This window comes from Pseudomonas sp. R1-15 (assembly GCF_051132085.1).
Taxonomy (GTDB): Bacteria; Pseudomonadota; Gammaproteobacteria; order Pseudomonadales; family Pseudomonadaceae; genus Aquipseudomonas.
Genome location: NZ_CP071660.1, coordinates 320,950 through 336,533, shown reverse-complemented (window position 1 = coordinate 336,533; position 15,584 = coordinate 320,950). Strand labels below are relative to the sequence as shown.

Annotated in this window: 10 protein-coding genes; 5 read left to right on the top strand and 5 right to left on the bottom strand. The window is 56.3% G+C overall.

The annotated features are described in order from the left end of the window. Positions 1 to 46 precede the first annotated feature (46 nt). From J3P97_RS01415 to J3P97_RS01395, 5 genes are all read left to right on the top strand, one after another. On the top strand, positions 47 to 787 hold the full coding sequence (locus J3P97_RS01415) for a DUF4123 domain-containing protein (protein WP_434673315.1): 741 nt from the start codon (positions 47 to 49) through the stop codon (positions 785 to 787). Then, on the top strand, positions 787 to 5,478 hold the full coding sequence (locus J3P97_RS01410; RefSeq protein ID WP_434673314.1) for an RHS repeat-associated core domain-containing protein: 4,692 nt from the start codon (positions 787 to 789) through the stop codon (positions 5,476 to 5,478). Before J3P97_RS01415 ends, J3P97_RS01410 begins: the two co-directional genes overlap by 1 nt. Positions 5,479 to 5,481: 3 nt before the next feature. Further along, positions 5,482 to 5,874, top strand: a complete 393-nt coding sequence (locus tag J3P97_RS01405; RefSeq protein WP_434673313.1) for an Imm50 family immunity protein — start codon at positions 5,482 to 5,484, stop codon at positions 5,872 to 5,874. A 604-nt stretch (positions 5,875 to 6,478) separates the two neighbouring features. Further along, entirely contained in the window at positions 6,479 to 6,751 is a 273-nt protein-coding gene (locus J3P97_RS01400) for a hypothetical protein (protein ID WP_434673312.1), read from the top strand. Positions 6,752 to 7,640: 889 nt separating this feature from the next. Continuing rightward, the gene (locus J3P97_RS01395; RefSeq protein ID WP_434673311.1) at positions 7,641 to 8,141 is read left to right on the top strand and encodes a DUF2247 family protein; all 501 of its coding nucleotides are present in this window, start codon (positions 7,641 to 7,643) and stop codon (positions 8,139 to 8,141) included. A gap of 128 nt (positions 8,142 to 8,269) precedes the next feature. Here J3P97_RS01395 and J3P97_RS01390 read toward each other — a convergent pair whose 3' ends face one another. From J3P97_RS01390 to J3P97_RS01370, 5 genes are all read right to left on the bottom strand, one after another. Then, positions 8,270 to 9,556, bottom strand: a complete 1,287-nt coding sequence (locus J3P97_RS01390) for an OprD family porin (RefSeq protein ID WP_305497505.1) — start codon at positions 9,554 to 9,556, stop codon at positions 8,270 to 8,272. 299 nt (positions 9,557 to 9,855) lie between these two features. Beyond that, positions 9,856 to 10,056 (bottom strand): hypothetical protein, encoded by a 201-nt coding sequence (locus tag J3P97_RS01385; protein ID WP_305497506.1) that lies wholly within the window; start codon positions 10,054 to 10,056, stop codon positions 9,856 to 9,858. Between the two features lie 244 nt (positions 10,057 to 10,300). Next, complete coding sequence (aguA, locus tag J3P97_RS01380) at positions 10,301 to 11,407, bottom strand: agmatine deiminase (protein WP_434673310.1); 1,107 nt, start codon at positions 11,405 to 11,407, stop codon at positions 10,301 to 10,303. 3 nt (positions 11,408 to 11,410) lie between these two features. Then, positions 11,411 to 12,289 (bottom strand): N-carbamoylputrescine amidase, encoded by an 879-nt coding sequence (gene aguB, locus J3P97_RS01375; protein ID WP_434673309.1) that lies wholly within the window; start codon positions 12,287 to 12,289, stop codon positions 11,411 to 11,413. A gap of 250 nt (positions 12,290 to 12,539) precedes the next feature. Further along, complete coding sequence (locus J3P97_RS01370) at positions 12,540 to 15,452, bottom strand: aminotransferase (protein WP_434673308.1); 2,913 nt, start codon at positions 15,450 to 15,452, stop codon at positions 12,540 to 12,542. Positions 15,453 to 15,584: the final 132 nt, after the last annotated feature.

Here is a 15,584-nt window from a genome sequence, read left to right as displayed (position 1 = left end):
GGGACAAATCCCGGTTCCGACACCACCTTTCGGCAAGGAGAGCCTCATGGCGCCATCGGCGTTCACGCCCCTCGATCCCAGGACATGGCTGGCGCAACAGCCGTTGCAGGAAAACGAACACCTGTACCTGATCATCAGCGCAGCGAGCGAAGCCGGTGCGTTGCAAGCCCTTCGCACTTCAGTTCTCGCTCATCCATTGCTGCCCATCTGGAGCGACACCCCCTACGCTGCCTGGCAAGCGGTGATGCCCTATGTCACCAAGCTTGAGCCCGACTCGGCGTTCCTGACGTGGATCGCTGGGAACGATGCCCTCGATTGGGGCTGGCTGGCCGTGTCCCACTGCGAACCCGGCGAGGTACTGACGCATCTGCGCAGCTTGACGCAAGTGCGGATGCCGGACGGGAACCCGGTGTTTTTCCGGTTCTGGGATGGGCGGTTCATTTATCTGATCCTGGAAGAACTGGGTGGCAACGCCGGCACTCTTTTACCGGTCTTCGAGCGATACCTGATCAATGGCAAGTCCCTGGAAACAGTCTCTACGAAAGTGCCTGCGGCGAAAGACTGGCCGTGGTGGGAACTGTCAGAAAAGCTGTTGGACGCGCTGGAGAGCCCATCGGCATCGGTAGACAGCCTGATGCATTGGCTCGAAGAAGAGCGCCTTGACGTTTATACCGCTTGGCCAGAAAGCATTCTGAAACTGAAAGTCAGCCACTACGTACGCCACGCGAGATCTCGGGACAATCTTCGGAAAACGCTGCTGGACGATCTGATGCTGGAGCAAGGTTGATGTCCGCGAATAATCACATCGCGTTCGTCGATGAGGAACTGGCGACATTCAAGGACGGTTTGAAGCGTTATCAGGAGCAGACCCAAGCCTGGTATGCACAACGTGCCGACGATGTGAGCCGGCTCAGGGACCTGCCTTCGCTGACGGGCATGGAACGCGTCATCAAGGTCGGTGACAATCAAAAAACGGTGGGAATGACTGACAGCGATTTCAATTCGAATGTGGCCAGGTGCCCACGCAAAGGGCCTTTGCTGATCGAGAGCAAGTTCGAGTCGGTCTACGACATCCCGATTGGTGATATCGACGTTGAAATCGTCGATGTGGACACCGGCGCGGTCAGCACCGTAAGGCTGGATGAACAGGGAAAGGCCCGCTGGACCGAAGGTGTTCCCGGCAAGTACTACCAGATACGCGTGCACAGCGAGGTCACACCGACTCAGATCAATGAGCTGTTCAATGCCTATGAAGGGCTGACAGGCGAGCTGGAAAAATTCCTGCGCAATAAATGGGAGAGCCCAGCGGGTTACCGGCACCAATGGTCGAGCCTGTCTGTCTCCGGCACCGCCCTGGCAGTGGGCAGCGGCGTTCTCGAAGGCGGCTGGGAAGCCATAAGGGGCGTGTGGGATGGAATCCGCCTGGCACTTGAGATGCTGCAAAACCCCGCGAAGTTCGTAGAAGAGCTGGGTGAAGGAGCCGATCGGCTCATCGAAGTCGCCAGGAAAACCCCCGATATCATGAAGAAAGCCATGCTGCTGGCCAGCGACGAGGCCGCACTCTTCCTGATGATGCGTTGCGCACTGATCTGGCTGGCAAGCCTGCCGCCGATGCAAACGGCCGGCGATACCGCAAGGATGACCACCGCCGCGGTCATGGGAATCGTAATCGACATCGTGCTGGCGATTGTCCTTACGGTCGTTGCCGAGGGTACCGGGATCATCTATCTAGCGGCACGGTTGAAAAAATACGGAGAAATCATCCTCAAGGCGGTGACCGGTTTCGTAGAGTCCATATTCGCCATCATCAATGGCTTCATGGGGTATGTCGCCAAGTACATTCCCGTAGCGGTGCGGGGCCTGGCTGCGCCGATGAAAAAAGGTGCGGTCGAGCTACGCATTGACGGCAGGAGAAACGCCAGGCTGGTCGCTGGCAAGACAGGCGACGATGCGTCCAGGCAGGCGACCACGCCCACCGGCAAGAGTGCCGAACCCGCCGCCCGTACCTGCACCGATAAATGCCCGGTATCGATGGTGACCGGCGAAGAGTTGTTGACGCTGAACGATGGCCAACTCGACGGACTGTTGCGATTCGAGTGGACACGCCTGTACCGGACCAGCGCAGTGGAAATCGACTGCGGCCTGGGCTACGGCTGGAGCCATGCGCTGGCCCATCGGCTCGAAATCATCGGCAATGAAGTCGTCTGGACCGATCATGAAAATCGGTCGATCCCCTTCCCGCGTCCGAGCAAGCAGCGTCCGACGATTACCAACAGCCTGTCCCGTGCGGCTATCTACCTGGGTGACGCGCCCAACGAGCTGATCGTGGCTCAAGCGGGTCAGCGTCCTTCGTTCTATCACTTTCACCTTCAAGATGATGACGCGACTTTGATTGCCATCAGCGACAGTTATGGCAATCGGTTGCGCATTACTCGCGACGTCGTCGGAAAAATCCAACGCCTGGACAACGGCGCGGGACGTGGGCTGTTCTTGCGTTACCGCGACAGTCACATCATCGCGGTCGACTATCAGCGATTTCAAGTGGCGCAAACGTATGAGCAATGCTGGACGACTGCCCAAACGCTGGTCACTTACCACTATGACGCCCTGCATCGACTGGTCGAGGTGACAAATGCCGCTGGAGAAACCGAGCGTTATCGCTATGACGAACAGCATGTCATCGTCGAGCGACAGCTGGCCGGTGGCGCCAGTTTTTTCTGGGAGTGGGAGAACGAAGGCAAGCTGGCCCGCTGTATCCGGCATTGGGCCAGTTTCTCGCAAATGCAGGCACGATATGCCTGGGACGATAACGGCAGCGTCACCGTAACCAATGTCGACGGTAGCGAGGAGGTCTATACCCACGACGACAAGGCCCGGCTCATCAGCAAGACCGATCCGGACGGCGCGCAACATCACAAGGCCTATGACAAAAAAGGCCGGCTGGTCGCGGAGAAAGACCCACTGGGAGCCGTGACCGAATACCGCTACGACGAAGATGGTTTGCTGACTGCCATCATCCCGCCGGAAGAAGAACCGGTGGTTTACGAACACATCAACGGGTTCGTCAGCGATGTCCATCGCGGTAAAGCCAGTTGGAAATACCGCCGCAATCGGCAAGGCGACATTACCCGGCAGACCGATCCAGACGGAAACATCACGCACTACCACTACAGCGACCAAGGTCGCCTGACACACATTACCCACCCCGACCGTAGCTCCCATTCATTGGCCTGGAACACTCTCGGCCAATTGGTGGAAGAATGCCTGCCCGACGATAGCGTGCTTCGATATACCTACGATGCGCTGGGCCGGCAGATCAGCCGCCAAGACGAACATGGCGCTGTCACCCAGTACCAATGGGACGCCGTCGGCCGACTGCTGCAAACCACCCTGCCCACCGGCGCCACCCGCGCCTGGAGCTACAACGCCTACGGCAAGGTCACCGCCGAACGCGACGAACTGGGGCGCATCACCCGCTACGAATACGCCAACGACCTGCACCTGATCAGCCGGCGGCTCAATCCCGATGGCAGCGAACTGAAGTATCGCTACGACTCGGCGCGGCTGTTGCTCACCGAAATCGAGAATGAATCCGGCGAAAAATATCAGCTCGCCTACACGCCCAACGGATTGATCCGACAGGAAACCGGCTTCGACGGCCAGCGCACCGGCTACGCCTACGACCTCAACGGCCACCTGCTGGAAAAGACCGAGTTCGGTTCCGATGGCAGCCAGCGGCTCACCGCTTACCAGCGCGACAGCGCTGGCCGCCTGTTGCGCAAAACATTGCCCGACGGCAAACCGGTCGAGTACCGCTACGACGCCCTCGGCCGGCTGGTCAGCGTCGACGACGGCCACTGGCCGCTGGCCTACGAATACGACAACCAGGACCGCCTCGTCGCCGAACATGAGGGCTGGGCCACCCTGCACTATCGCTACGACGAGGCCGGCCGGCTGACCTACTGCCGCCTGCCCGACCGCAGCACCCTCAATTACCGCCACCTCTATGGCGGCGCGCTGCTGGCCATCGACCTCAACGGCCAGTGCCTGACCGAACACCGCTTCACCGGTACCCGCGAGCGCCAGCGCCAGCAAGGCCTGCTGCTCAGCGACTACAACTACGACGAACAGGGCCGCCTCAAGGCCCAGACCGTGTGGCAGACCCAGCAGAAACAACTGTTCCGGCGCGACTATTCCTACAGCGCCAACGGCAACCTCGCCACGCTGTCCGACATCCGAAACCGACGCGCCTACCACTACGACCCGCAAGACCGGCTGCTGCGCATCGACTACGCCCACAGCCAGCCCCCGGAGCACTTTTCCCACGACCCGGCCGGCAACCTGCTGCTGCACGACCGCCCCGGCCCGACCACCCTCAAGGGCAACCGCCTGCTGATGGAGGGCGACCGCCACTACGACTACGACGCTTACGGCAACCTGGTCCGCGAACGCCGCGGCAAAGCCCAGTGCCTGGTCATCGAATACCGCTACGACAGCCAGCACCGCCTCATCGGCCTCACCACCCCGGAAGGCAACGAAACGTCCTACCGCTACGACGCCTTCGGCCGACGCATCGAAAAGACCGTGGACGGCCAGACCAGCGAATTCATCTGGCAAGGCGACCAGCTCATCGCCGAGAGCAGCGACCACCATTATCAAAGCTACGTCTACGAGCCCGGCACTTTCCGCCCCCTCGCCCTGCTCGAAGGCCAAGGCCCAAACAACGCCACGCCGTTCTACTACCACAACGACCACCTCGGCACACCCCAGGAACTGACCAGCCACCAGGGCGAAATCGTCTGGGCGGCGCGCTACACCGGCTACGGCAAACTCACCAAACTCGCCCACGGCGCCGGCAAGCGACTGAACCAACCGCTGCGTTTCCAAGGCCAATACCACGACCTGGAAAGCGGCCTGCACTACAACCGGCACCGGTACTACAATCCGGACACGGGCCGGTATCTCACGCCTGACCCGAGCAAGCTGGCGGGTGGGTTGAATGGGTACCGGTACACCCTGAACCCGACGGGGTGGGTGGATCCGTTGGGGTTGGTGGATTGTCCGGGGAACAAAGATAAACCAGCTGAAGGCCAGCAAAAAAGCGAGCCTCAACTACCCCAACCTTCTCGCCACGGCGCATTTAGGCATGCAAAAACAGACGCTGGCATACCAAAGACCCAGCAACCGGACCTTGTTTACGACGCCACCACGGGGAAAACACAGCAATACAGTTATGCAAGAATGACGGAGAGATCCGGCGAGAGTGTACTGAACAGCAAAGGAAAACCAATTTCGGCTAGAGAATATCAATTTACACGACACGACGGTTCTAAAGTCATAATCCAAGACCACTCTGCGGGGCATCAATTTAATCAACCAGACAATAAAGGCGACCAGAAAGCACATTTTAATTTGCGCCCCTTAGAACAAAGAAGAACAGGAAAAATCGCAAAAGAACATTATTATTTCACGGAGTAAGCCATGATTTTCTGGAATGATCTTGAAGGAAGTATTTTTTTTAATAAGATTTTTTCATCCCCGGTACCTATCGGCAAAATCGACTTGGCGTCATTAATTATAGACAACGATATTCCGACACTCATTTTTGAATTCGACATTGCAGAATACCCCGATGCCCCCCCGCAGAAATGGAAGCAATCAGGATTTAACATATGCCGAATAGGTCTAAATTGCGGAACACCAAAAAACCTAAAAATCATCAACATACCAACAAACAACAAACTAACTGTTCAGATAACACAACAAAAAGATAGCCTTCTAATTCGAGCATCTAACGAAACCTCGCTTATAGAACTAGAAACCAAACACTTGCTGCTATGTGGACCCTCAGCCTATAGAAACGTAATTAAATGAGGGCATGCCGAGAGTTCTATGAAAAAATTCTTGAGAAAAAAGGACAGAAAAAAGGGACAGATTTATTTTTAATAGATCCGCCCCTTTTCAAGGCGAAAATAAATTTGTCCCTTTTTCACAAGTGAGGCTTAACCATGTGAACTGCCTTTACTGCAAATAATAAAAACTGGACCCCCGTATTCGGCGAAAATTACAGCCCAAAAAATCTGAGAATATCGCATGCAATTTTAAAAGACCAATCTATAACATTAAAGTTAATAGCCCAAATAGAATTCAACAGCGCACCCACTAAATGGATAACAAAAGGCTATAACGAATTCGAGCTCGACCTTCTGCTGAACCAAATCAGATCGATAAATATTACGAACTTTAACTTCTATGGCCCCATCTGCATAACAGCCAAAGAAAGACCACCAGAATGCGACTTACATATAAAAATCTCCGACACCTGCATGATAACCTGCCAAAGCGATAATATCTTTGTTGCAAACCTAAACGCGTATCAAATGACCAATCAGAGTAATAAATCCGTCCCCTTTCCACATCATCCTACAACAGGTCGCAACAAAAGAATCTATTGGCCAAACCCATATGAGAATCAAAAATGGCTAAGACAATAATTCCGAGAAAAGTTTGGTGGGGCTTGGAAGCAAAATCGTACACCGAAATTGCACAGGAGCTGCCATCATCAGATGAAAATTTAAGAAAATGGATCGCTATCTATGCGGTTTATCATTTAAATTTCGACGACAGGTTCCCTTGGAACCGTTACTACGACTTTTTGGAGAATGCTAAAGGATCGAGGTATGTCGCAATTGAATTTACAATTCCAAAATCAACTCTTGAAATCAATGACGGCATCGACGACAGTAAGTGACAATTACATATAGCCAAACAATGGATACCGAAGAGGAAATAAATGTTTTCCTAAGGAGCAAGGAGTGGACCCGCAACTATTTACACCTCCGTGGACATGCGACTACCCATTGGACTAATACCAGCCTAGACAATGGGCACAAAAAGCTTCATTCAACAGCAAGGAGTTAAAACCCTGGACATATCACACAACAAACCAATCACCCCAGACATATGGATATAACAATGAGCTACATAGCGAACGAAATCAACATTGCAATCGAAACCAATTTTCTACCACACAAAAAATTACGCATTCAGGCTATCAAAGAAAAAAGGGACAGAAAAAAGGGACAGATTTATTTTTAATAGATCCGCCCCTTTTCAAGGCGAAAATAAATCTCTCCCTTCTTCACTAGTGAGGCTTAACCATGTGGACTGCCTTCATCGCAAATAATAAAAACTGGACCTCCGTATTCGGCGAAAATTACAGCCCAAAAAATCTGAGAATATCGCATGCAATTTTAAAAGACCAATCTATAACATTAAAGTTAATAGCCCAAATAGAATTCAACAGCGCACCCACTAAATGGATAACAAAAGGCTATAACGAATTCGAGTTCGACCTTTTGCTGAACCAAATCAGATCGATAAATATTACGAACTTTAACTTCTATGGCCCCATCTGCATAACAGCCAAAAAAAAACCACCAGAATGCGACTTACATATAAAAATCTCCGACACCTGCATGATAACCTGCCAAAGCGATAATATCTTTGTTGCAAACCTAAACGCGTATCAAAATGACCAATCAGAGTAATAAATCCGTCCCCTTTCCACTCATCAGCGATTCATTCCAGATGGAATGAATAACCGGAACCCCTAACCAAGTCCCATCACGGCTACCAAAATGACCTTATTATTGCTTGACGGCCACTACATTTTTAAAAAAACGCCGAGGCTGAGCTGGGGCGAACTTTTATTTGGTCTTCAGCACGGCTATGTAAATGAGAAAGGAGTCACAGACTACATCTGCGACGCCTTAACCATCGATGCGCCTAACGAAGCTTTTGAGATCGCATCACTTGAAACTCAAGAACAATATTTAGTGCGCGGCCTGCTCGAAACACTTAACGAGCAGGACAGCCGCACAGGAAAAGAAACCTCTGAGGCTTGGCTGTTTCTTCTGCTTTCCTTTACATATGAACATAAAAACGAATACGACGACCCATTGAGCCTAGTAGAAGAGCTATATGCAGATTTTGATTACCCAGAAAAAATCGCATCACTTATAAGATATATGCCTCCGCAGGATGGAAGCAACGGATCCGAGGAGTTGCTATTTAATCAATGGAAAAACATCATCTCTAACTATGAAATATTCTTTGAGAGCCGCGCCAATGCCTCATAAAAAACAACGGCACAATCCCAATGCAAGACCGAAAACGCATTAGATTTATACTCTCGAAACCGGAGAACAAGCTAGAACCCCGATCCGAAGACCGGGGATTTATCAAACGTTTGCAACCCAATCAACCATCAAAAAACATTAATCGGATAATCCACAAACACCCGCAGCTCATTACCGCTGACGTTGTACTCACTGGATTTCTGCGACACGCGCAGGACCGAACTGCGCAACCGTACGCTCAGGTCCTTGGCCGGGCCGCTCTGGACCACGTATTTGAACTGGTTGAAGATCTCGCGTTCGGTGCCGCCTTCGCTGGTGGAGGTGGTGATGTTGTCGCCACGCACATAGGCCACGTTGTAGGTCAGGCCCGGTACACCGAAGGTGGTGAAGTCCAGGCCGTAGCCCAGTTGCCAACTGCGTTCGTCTTCGGCGTTGAAGTCGGACCAGTAGGAGTTGGCCAGGTAGATGGTGTTGCCACCGTCGCCGACACGATTCTGGTCACGTTGGTAGCCGCCGTAGGCGTAGCCCAGGTTGCTGTCGCCGGTGCTGCGCTGATGGGCGAGCGTGAAGCTGTGCGGGCCGGTGGCGAAAGTTGCCGCCAGGCTCCAGATTTTGTTGTCGTCACCAGTGACGCCGTTTTCGCGAACATAGCTGTCGTCCAGCTTGGTGCGATAGCCGTTGAAGTCCAGGGTCAGGGATTGGTCCTTGGCCAACGGGAACACGTAATTGGCGTTCACGTATTGCTTCTTCAATACGTCTTCGACATCCGAGGCGTAGAGCGAAGCCTTGAATTGCTCGGTGAACTGGTAGCTGCCGCCCAGTACGTTGATCGATTTCAAGCCACCGCTGTCACGGCCTTCGGCGCTTTTACGGGACTCGGCGGTGAAGCGGCCGGCGTTCAATTCGAGCCCTTTGATCTCCTTGGAGGTAATCAGCGTGCCGGTGTAGCTTTCTGGCAGCAGGCGCGAATTGTCGTAGTTCAACACCGGCAGGGCCGGCATCTGGTCGCCGTAGGCCAGCACTGTGTTGGAGACACGGAATTTCACCGCGGCGCCGAATTTGGAGAGATCATCGGCCGCGTTGCCGCTGTCGCCTTTCTTGAAGAAATCGATGCCTTGTGCACCGGTGCGCCCCTTGCCGCCGTCCAGACGCAGTGCATACAAGCCGAACGCATCCACGCCTACGCCCACGGTGCCTTGGGTGAAGCCGGACGAGAACGTACCGATGGCGGCCTGGCCCCATTCGGCCTTGTCTTTGTTGCCATCCTTGTAGTCGCGGTTGATGTAGGCGTTGCGCAACAGGACTTTCAGGCTGCTGTCTTCGACGAACCCCTTGGACTCGGACTGATCGCTGGCCATGGCGTGTGTTGTGCTCAAAATCCCCAGTGCTAGCAAAGTAAAGCGTTTGTTCAACATGATTATTTTCCTTGTACGGGTTGATACGCACCGTAACCGGCAACCGAAATGGCGCTTTTTTGCGCTCTTTTTCGGACTCTTGCTCCTGGAAATAATGAAAAGGCCCGGCCACGGAATGATCGTGTCGGGCCTTTTTATTATTTAAGAGTCATGGCTGTTGGCCACAGGCGTGGGGCGAATCCTAGTCGCGCCCTGAAGTCCGTGTCAATTTCGTGAATCTTCAGTAATCAGGCGAAAAAGCACACCCATAAAAAAAGCGCCAGCCTTTCGGCCAGCGCTTTTTATCAATCCGTCGAATTCTATCCCTGCATGACATCCCACAACGCTTCCAGCTCCGCCTCGCTGAACAGACCAACGGGGTAGCGCTCGATGATCATCCGGCGCGGATCAGGTTCTCTGATCTGACGCGTGCCATTGGACTTCAACCACTGCGCCAACGCTTGAAGCGACTCACCATTTACGGCCAAGGGATGGCATGTGCGCTCGCTTATCATATTCATTCCAGCGCCCTCTCCTGGTTGATGAGCGGCCAATTTATCCAAGGTTTGTGACAATACAACGCAGCTCCACTCCCCAGAACTGCACGGATGTCGATACAAGAGCTATGCCAAGGTAAACGGCTCGCCGACGAACCGCGCACAAAAAAGCCCGCGCCCCAATGGGAGCGCGGGCTTGCCAGGATGGATCCAAAAGCACCGGTATAGAGCTGCTGCGACTCCCGTCACCGAGCTGTTACATCCCCACTCATTTTGTGTGCGCGGCAGGTTGCTGTTGGGTAAGACAATGGATATTTCCGCCCCCCAGTAACAGCTCTCGCCCAGGCACCATGATGACTTCGTGCTGGGGAAAGAGGTCCTGCAGGATTTGCCTGGCCGTGCTGTCCAGTGGATCGTCGAAACTCGGGGCGATGATGCCGCCATTGACGATCAGGAAGTTCACATAAGAGCCGGCCAGACGCTCGCCAGGTTTGCGCTCCTGTGAGCCGTGCACCACGTCCACGCCGGCGCATTCTTCTTCGGTGGCGTACAGCGGCCCGGGAATCGGCATTTTATGCACCGTGAACGAGCGGCCCTTGGCGTCGGTGCTGTTTTGCAGCACATCCATCGCCGCGTGGCAGCGGGCATAGTTCGGGTCCTGCGGGTCGTCGGTCCAGGCCAGCAGCACTTCACCAGGGCGGACGTAGCAGCAGAAGTTATCCACATGGCCGTCGGTTTCGTCATTGAACAGGCCATCGGACAGCCAGATGATCTTGTCCACCGCCAATTGGGCACTGAGCACCGCCTCGATTTCCTGGCGGTTCAGGTGCGGGTTGCGATTGTGGTTGAGCAGGCATTCCTCGGTGGTGATCAAAGTGCCTTCGCCATCGACATGAATCGAACCACCTTCGAGGACGAAGCCCTCGGTGCGGTAGCGCGGGCTGCGCTCGATTTCGAGAATCTTGCCGGCCACCAGCGAGTCCCGGTTCCATGGGAAATACAAGCCACCCTCGAAGCCGCCCCAGGAATTGAAGTCCCAATCGACACCGCGCACTTCGCCGTTGTTGTTGATCACGAACGTCGGGCCTGTGTCCCGGACCCAGGCGTCGTCGCTGGACATTTCCACCAGGCGGATATTCGGCACATCGAGCCGCGCCCGAGCGTTTTCGTATTGGGCGGCGGATACCGCCACGGTGACCGGCTCGAAACGGGCGATGGCCTTGGCAACCGCCACATGGGCGGCCTGCGCGGGCTTGCCGCCCAGGCGCCAGTTATCCGGGCGCTCGGGCCAGATCATCCAGACCTGGGTCTGGGGCGCCCACTCGGCAGGCATGTAAAAACCGTCCGCGCGCGGAGCGCTGTGCAAAGTTGTCATGTTTCAGGACTCCAGTGAGCCGTCGAGGGTTTTGATCGCGCCGTACAGGTTCGGGCGCCGATCACGGAAAGTGCCCCAGGCACTGCGAATGTGTTCCAGTTCGTCGAGGTCGAAGCTGTGTACCAGCACGCCTTCTTCGGTCTCGTTCAATTCCTGGACTTTTTCACCGAACTGATTGGCGATGAACGAGGAGCCGTAGAACGTGATGTCATAGCCATCCTGCTCTTCGTTGCCGATGCGATTGCTGGCGACCAGCGGCATCAGGTTGGCGCCGGCATGGCCCTGTTGTACACGCTGCCAATGATCGCGCGATGAAATGGTCTTGTCGTGCGGTTCGCTGCCGATGGCGGTCGGGTAAAACAGAATTTCCGCACCTTGCAACGCCATGCTGCGGGCGCACTCCGGAAACCATTGGTCCCAGCAGATGCCTACGCCGATTTTCGCATAGCGGGTATTCCACACCTTGAAGCCGGTATCGCCAGGGTTGAAATAATACTTCTCATGGTAGCCAGGACCGTCCGGGATGTGGCTCTTGCGGTAGATGCCCAGGTTGCGACCGTCGGCGTCGATGATCGCAATGCTGTTGAAACGCGCACGCCCGGCCCGTTCAAAAAAACTGATCGGCAGCACGACCTGCAGTTCTTCGGCGATTTTCTGGAAGTGCTTGATGGCGACGTTCTCGTCAACCGGAGTCGCCAACTGCAAATAATCCGGGTTCGGCTTCTGGCAGAAGTACGGTGTCTCGAACAATTCCTGGATAAGGATAACCTGCGCGCCTTGTGCAGCGGCCTGGCGGACCAGCTTTTCGGCGGTCTCTATGTTGGCTTCGAGATCCCAGGAACAGGCCATTTGCGTGGCGGCTACGGTAACGATACGGCTCATGAATCATCTCCTGGGCGATGGACAGTAGCGCCTTTATAGCCGATAAAAATCGACTTTCAAAGCGTAAAAAACCATGAATATAGGAAACACTCATAAAAATACCGACAAAAATCGAACTAACACCCAATAAACCTGTGGGAGCGAGCCTGCTCGCGAAGAGGGGGAACATTCAACATTGACGTTGACTGATCCACCGCTTTCGCGAGCAGGCTCGCTCCCACAGGAAAAACAGCGTGCTGTGCCGGATAAACTACAACCCCTCCTCCAGCGCTTTCGCCAGCATGTCGACGAAGAAGTCCACGCTCTGGCGACTGGTGACCATCGGTGGCTTGATCTTGAGGATGTTCAGGTAATCACCAGTCGGCTGCATGAAGATGCCCAACTCCCGCAGGCGATTGCACAGCGCGGTGGTTTCCTCGGTGGCCGGTTCGAGGGTGTCGCGATTGCGGATCAGCTCCACGCCCAGGTAGAACCCGGAGCCATGCACCGCTCCGACCAATGGATACTGGTCGATCAGCGCTTCCAGGCGGGCCTTGAAATGTCCGCCAACGACCCGGGCGTTTTCCCATAGGTTTTCTTCCTCCATGACGTCCAGCACGGCCATGCCGATCTGGCAACTGACCGGGCTGCCGCCGGCGGAAGAGAAAAAATACCCCTCGGCTTCCAGCGCCTCGGCGATTTCCCGGCGGGTGATGACGGCCCCCAGCGGCTGACCGTTGCCCATGCCCTTGGCCATGGTGATGATGTCCGGCACCACGCCTTGCTCCTCGAAGCCCCAGAAAAACTCCCCCATGCGCCCGTAGCCGACTTGCACCTCGTCGGCGATACAGACACCACCGCGCTCGCGCACCAAGGCGTAGACCTGTTTCAGGTACCCCGGTGGCAGCGCGATGCCGCCGGCATTGCCATATACCGGCTCGCAGATGAAGCCGGCGAGCTGACGTTTCTGTTCGGCGATTTTTGCCAGGTTGTGCTCGACGCTGAGCACGTAGTCCGGCGCACTGTCGACACCGCGGAATTCACCACGATAGGTGTTCGGCGCCGTCACCGGGTGCACCCAGTCCGGACGGCTGCTGAGGGCCTGGGGATTGTCGGCGATGGACGTCGAGACCGCATCGGCCGCCACCGACCAGCCGTGATAGGCCTCCAGCACGCTGAGCATGTCGCGTCCGCCGCTGTAGGCCCAGGCCAGGCGGATAGCCAGATCGTTGGCTTCGGTGCCGCTGTTGACCAGGAACACCCGGTCCATGTTCGACGGCGCCAGTGCCAGCAGGCGTTCGGAAAATTCGGCGATCGCCGCGTAGTGAAAACGCGAGTTGGTATTAAGCAGCGACCACTGCCTGGCCGCGACCGCCGCCATGCGCGGATGACCATGGCCCAGCACCGCGACATTGTTGAGCATGTCGAGGTACGAGCGGCCCTGCATGTCGATCAGGTGGTTGCGCCAGCCACGCTCGATGCGCGGCGGGTCGACGTAGTAGTGCTTCTGCGAACGGGCAAAACTGGCATCGCGACGGGCCAGCAGCGCCTGCGGATCGATTTCCGGCTCGGCATCGCAAGCCAGCCCCAACAGCACCGCGGGTGATGGGCAGAGCGCTTGCCAGGCCTGCGCCCGGGACGGTGTGCAGAACAACGGCGGGGCCAGATGCGCGCCCCGGCACAGCTGGACCAGCAATGGGCCAGCCACCTCGCCCACTACCTGACCCTTTGCCAGCGCGGCCCCGGGTTGCAGCGACGAGGAAACGCCCCACAAACGCACGCTCAGTTGCGGGCCATCGAGCCGCAGCAAGCCGTCAGCGTCCCTGTGCAACACCCCGGCGAAGGGCGATTCCAGCGGCGTACCGTGAGGAATGTGCAGTTCCACATGGAGCGGATAAGTATCGGGCTCTTCGGCACTGTCCGGCCGGGTGCGGGACAACCGATACTGCCCGTAACGGCTGGCCGCCAATCCATGCACGGCGGCCGCTTCGCTCAGCAGGCGCTGATCGATCCCCGGCTGCTCCCAATTGCCCGCCTCGAAATGCGGGCTGAGCACACCCAGGTCGATCAGGGCGAAATCACGCCCCACCAAAGTCGGCAACAGCGGTGCGAAACCCTCGTTGGCGAGGGGCGGCAGGCTATGGTCCACGGCGGCAAGGATCGCCGCTTCCATCAACTCAAGCGGTACGGAATGGGCGACGTTGAAGATTTCCCATTCATGCCTGAGATTGTCGCGAGCATATTGGTTATCCGGATCGACAGCGACCTGTTGCTCTCCGCTAAGTACCAGCACAGCGGCGCGGGCCACGATCAACGGCCAAAGCGCCTGGAGCTCTTCACGCTGCAATGGATTGACCGCGTGGTAGGCCTTGATCGCCGGCAGGATGAAAAACGGATCTGCATCGGCATGATGTAACAGCGCCGCGCAGGTGACCGACAGATCGGTGACACGCCAGGTACGGATCAGGTCGCCGAAATCGATGACGCCCTGCAGTTGCCATTGGCGCTGTGCATCGCGTTGCCAGACCACGTTGTCATCGGTGATGTCCATGTGGATCGCCTGCATCGGCAGGCTGGCCTTGAGCGGCTGCAAGCGCCGTTCGGCCTGCTGTGCGACGTCGGCGATCAACTGACGCCGCTGGTCATCGTCGATGACAGGCAACAGGTGATCGATCAAGGCTGGCGCGTGGCGCGCGTCCCATTGCAGGGTTCGCTCCAGGCCCGGGTGGTCGAACGTGGCCAAGGCCAGGTCCATGTCGGCGCACAGGCGGCCCAGCCCAGTCACCAGGTCAGGCGTGAGGTGCTTGAGTTGGGTGAGGGACTGGCCGTCGATGTACTCGAGCAGGCGCATGTGTATCGCTTGCCCGTCGACTTCTAGCGTCAGCAGGTCCTGGCCATTGGCAGCCTCGATCACCCGCGGCACCTTCACCGCGCCGTGCCCGGCCAACTGCTTGAGCGCGGCATGTTGGGCCTGGAGCTCCTGGACGGCGTAGTCGCCATGGCAGATTTTCAGCACGAACCGCCCGCGTTCGCTGTCGACGCGGTAGTTGAGGTCCTGATGACTGCCAAGGGGTCGCAGGTCACCGCTGAGTCCGTAATTCGAGCGCAGCAGTACCAGTGCCTGTTCGGCGCTGATCTGTGGGCTTGGCAAACTGGCACGGTGAACCAACGTGGCGAGTGGCATACAACGACCCCTGGGGTGGTTTTGTCTGGATGCCTATCTCGCCACCGAGTCGTTGGATAAGCAACCCCCTCTTTGACTCGGGGCTCGCGCCGACCACTGCTTTGGGCAAGAATGGACATCCTTGCTGCTGCC

Excerpts from the sequence above, each read along its gene's own strand:
- aguB (WP_434673309.1), bottom strand. The coding sequence starts at position 12,289 with ATGAGCCGTATCGTTACCGTAGCCGCCACGCAAATGGCCTGTTCCTGG.
- J3P97_RS01370 (WP_434673308.1), bottom strand. The coding sequence starts at position 15,452 with ATGCCACTCGCCACGTTGGTTCACCGTGCCAGTTTGCCAAGCCCACAG.
- aguA (WP_434673310.1), bottom strand. The coding sequence starts at position 11,407 with ATGACAACTTTGCACAGCGCTCCGCGCGCGGACGGTTTTTACATGCCT.
- J3P97_RS01395 (WP_434673311.1), top strand. The coding sequence starts at position 7,641 with ATGACCTTATTATTGCTTGACGGCCACTACATTTTTAAAAAAACGCCG.
- J3P97_RS01415 (WP_434673315.1), top strand. The coding sequence starts at position 47 with ATGGCGCCATCGGCGTTCACGCCCCTCGATCCCAGGACATGGCTGGCG.
- J3P97_RS01385 (WP_305497506.1), bottom strand. The coding sequence starts at position 10,056 with ATGAATATGATAAGCGAGCGCACATGCCATCCCTTGGCCGTAAATGGT.
- J3P97_RS01410 (WP_434673314.1), top strand. The coding sequence starts at position 787 with ATGTCCGCGAATAATCACATCGCGTTCGTCGATGAGGAACTGGCGACA.
- J3P97_RS01400 (WP_434673312.1), top strand. The coding sequence starts at position 6,479 with ATGGCTAAGACAATAATTCCGAGAAAAGTTTGGTGGGGCTTGGAAGCA.
- J3P97_RS01405 (WP_434673313.1), top strand. The coding sequence starts at position 5,482 with ATGATTTTCTGGAATGATCTTGAAGGAAGTATTTTTTTTAATAAGATT.
- J3P97_RS01390 (WP_305497505.1), bottom strand. The coding sequence starts at position 9,556 with ATGTTGAACAAACGCTTTACTTTGCTAGCACTGGGGATTTTGAGCACA.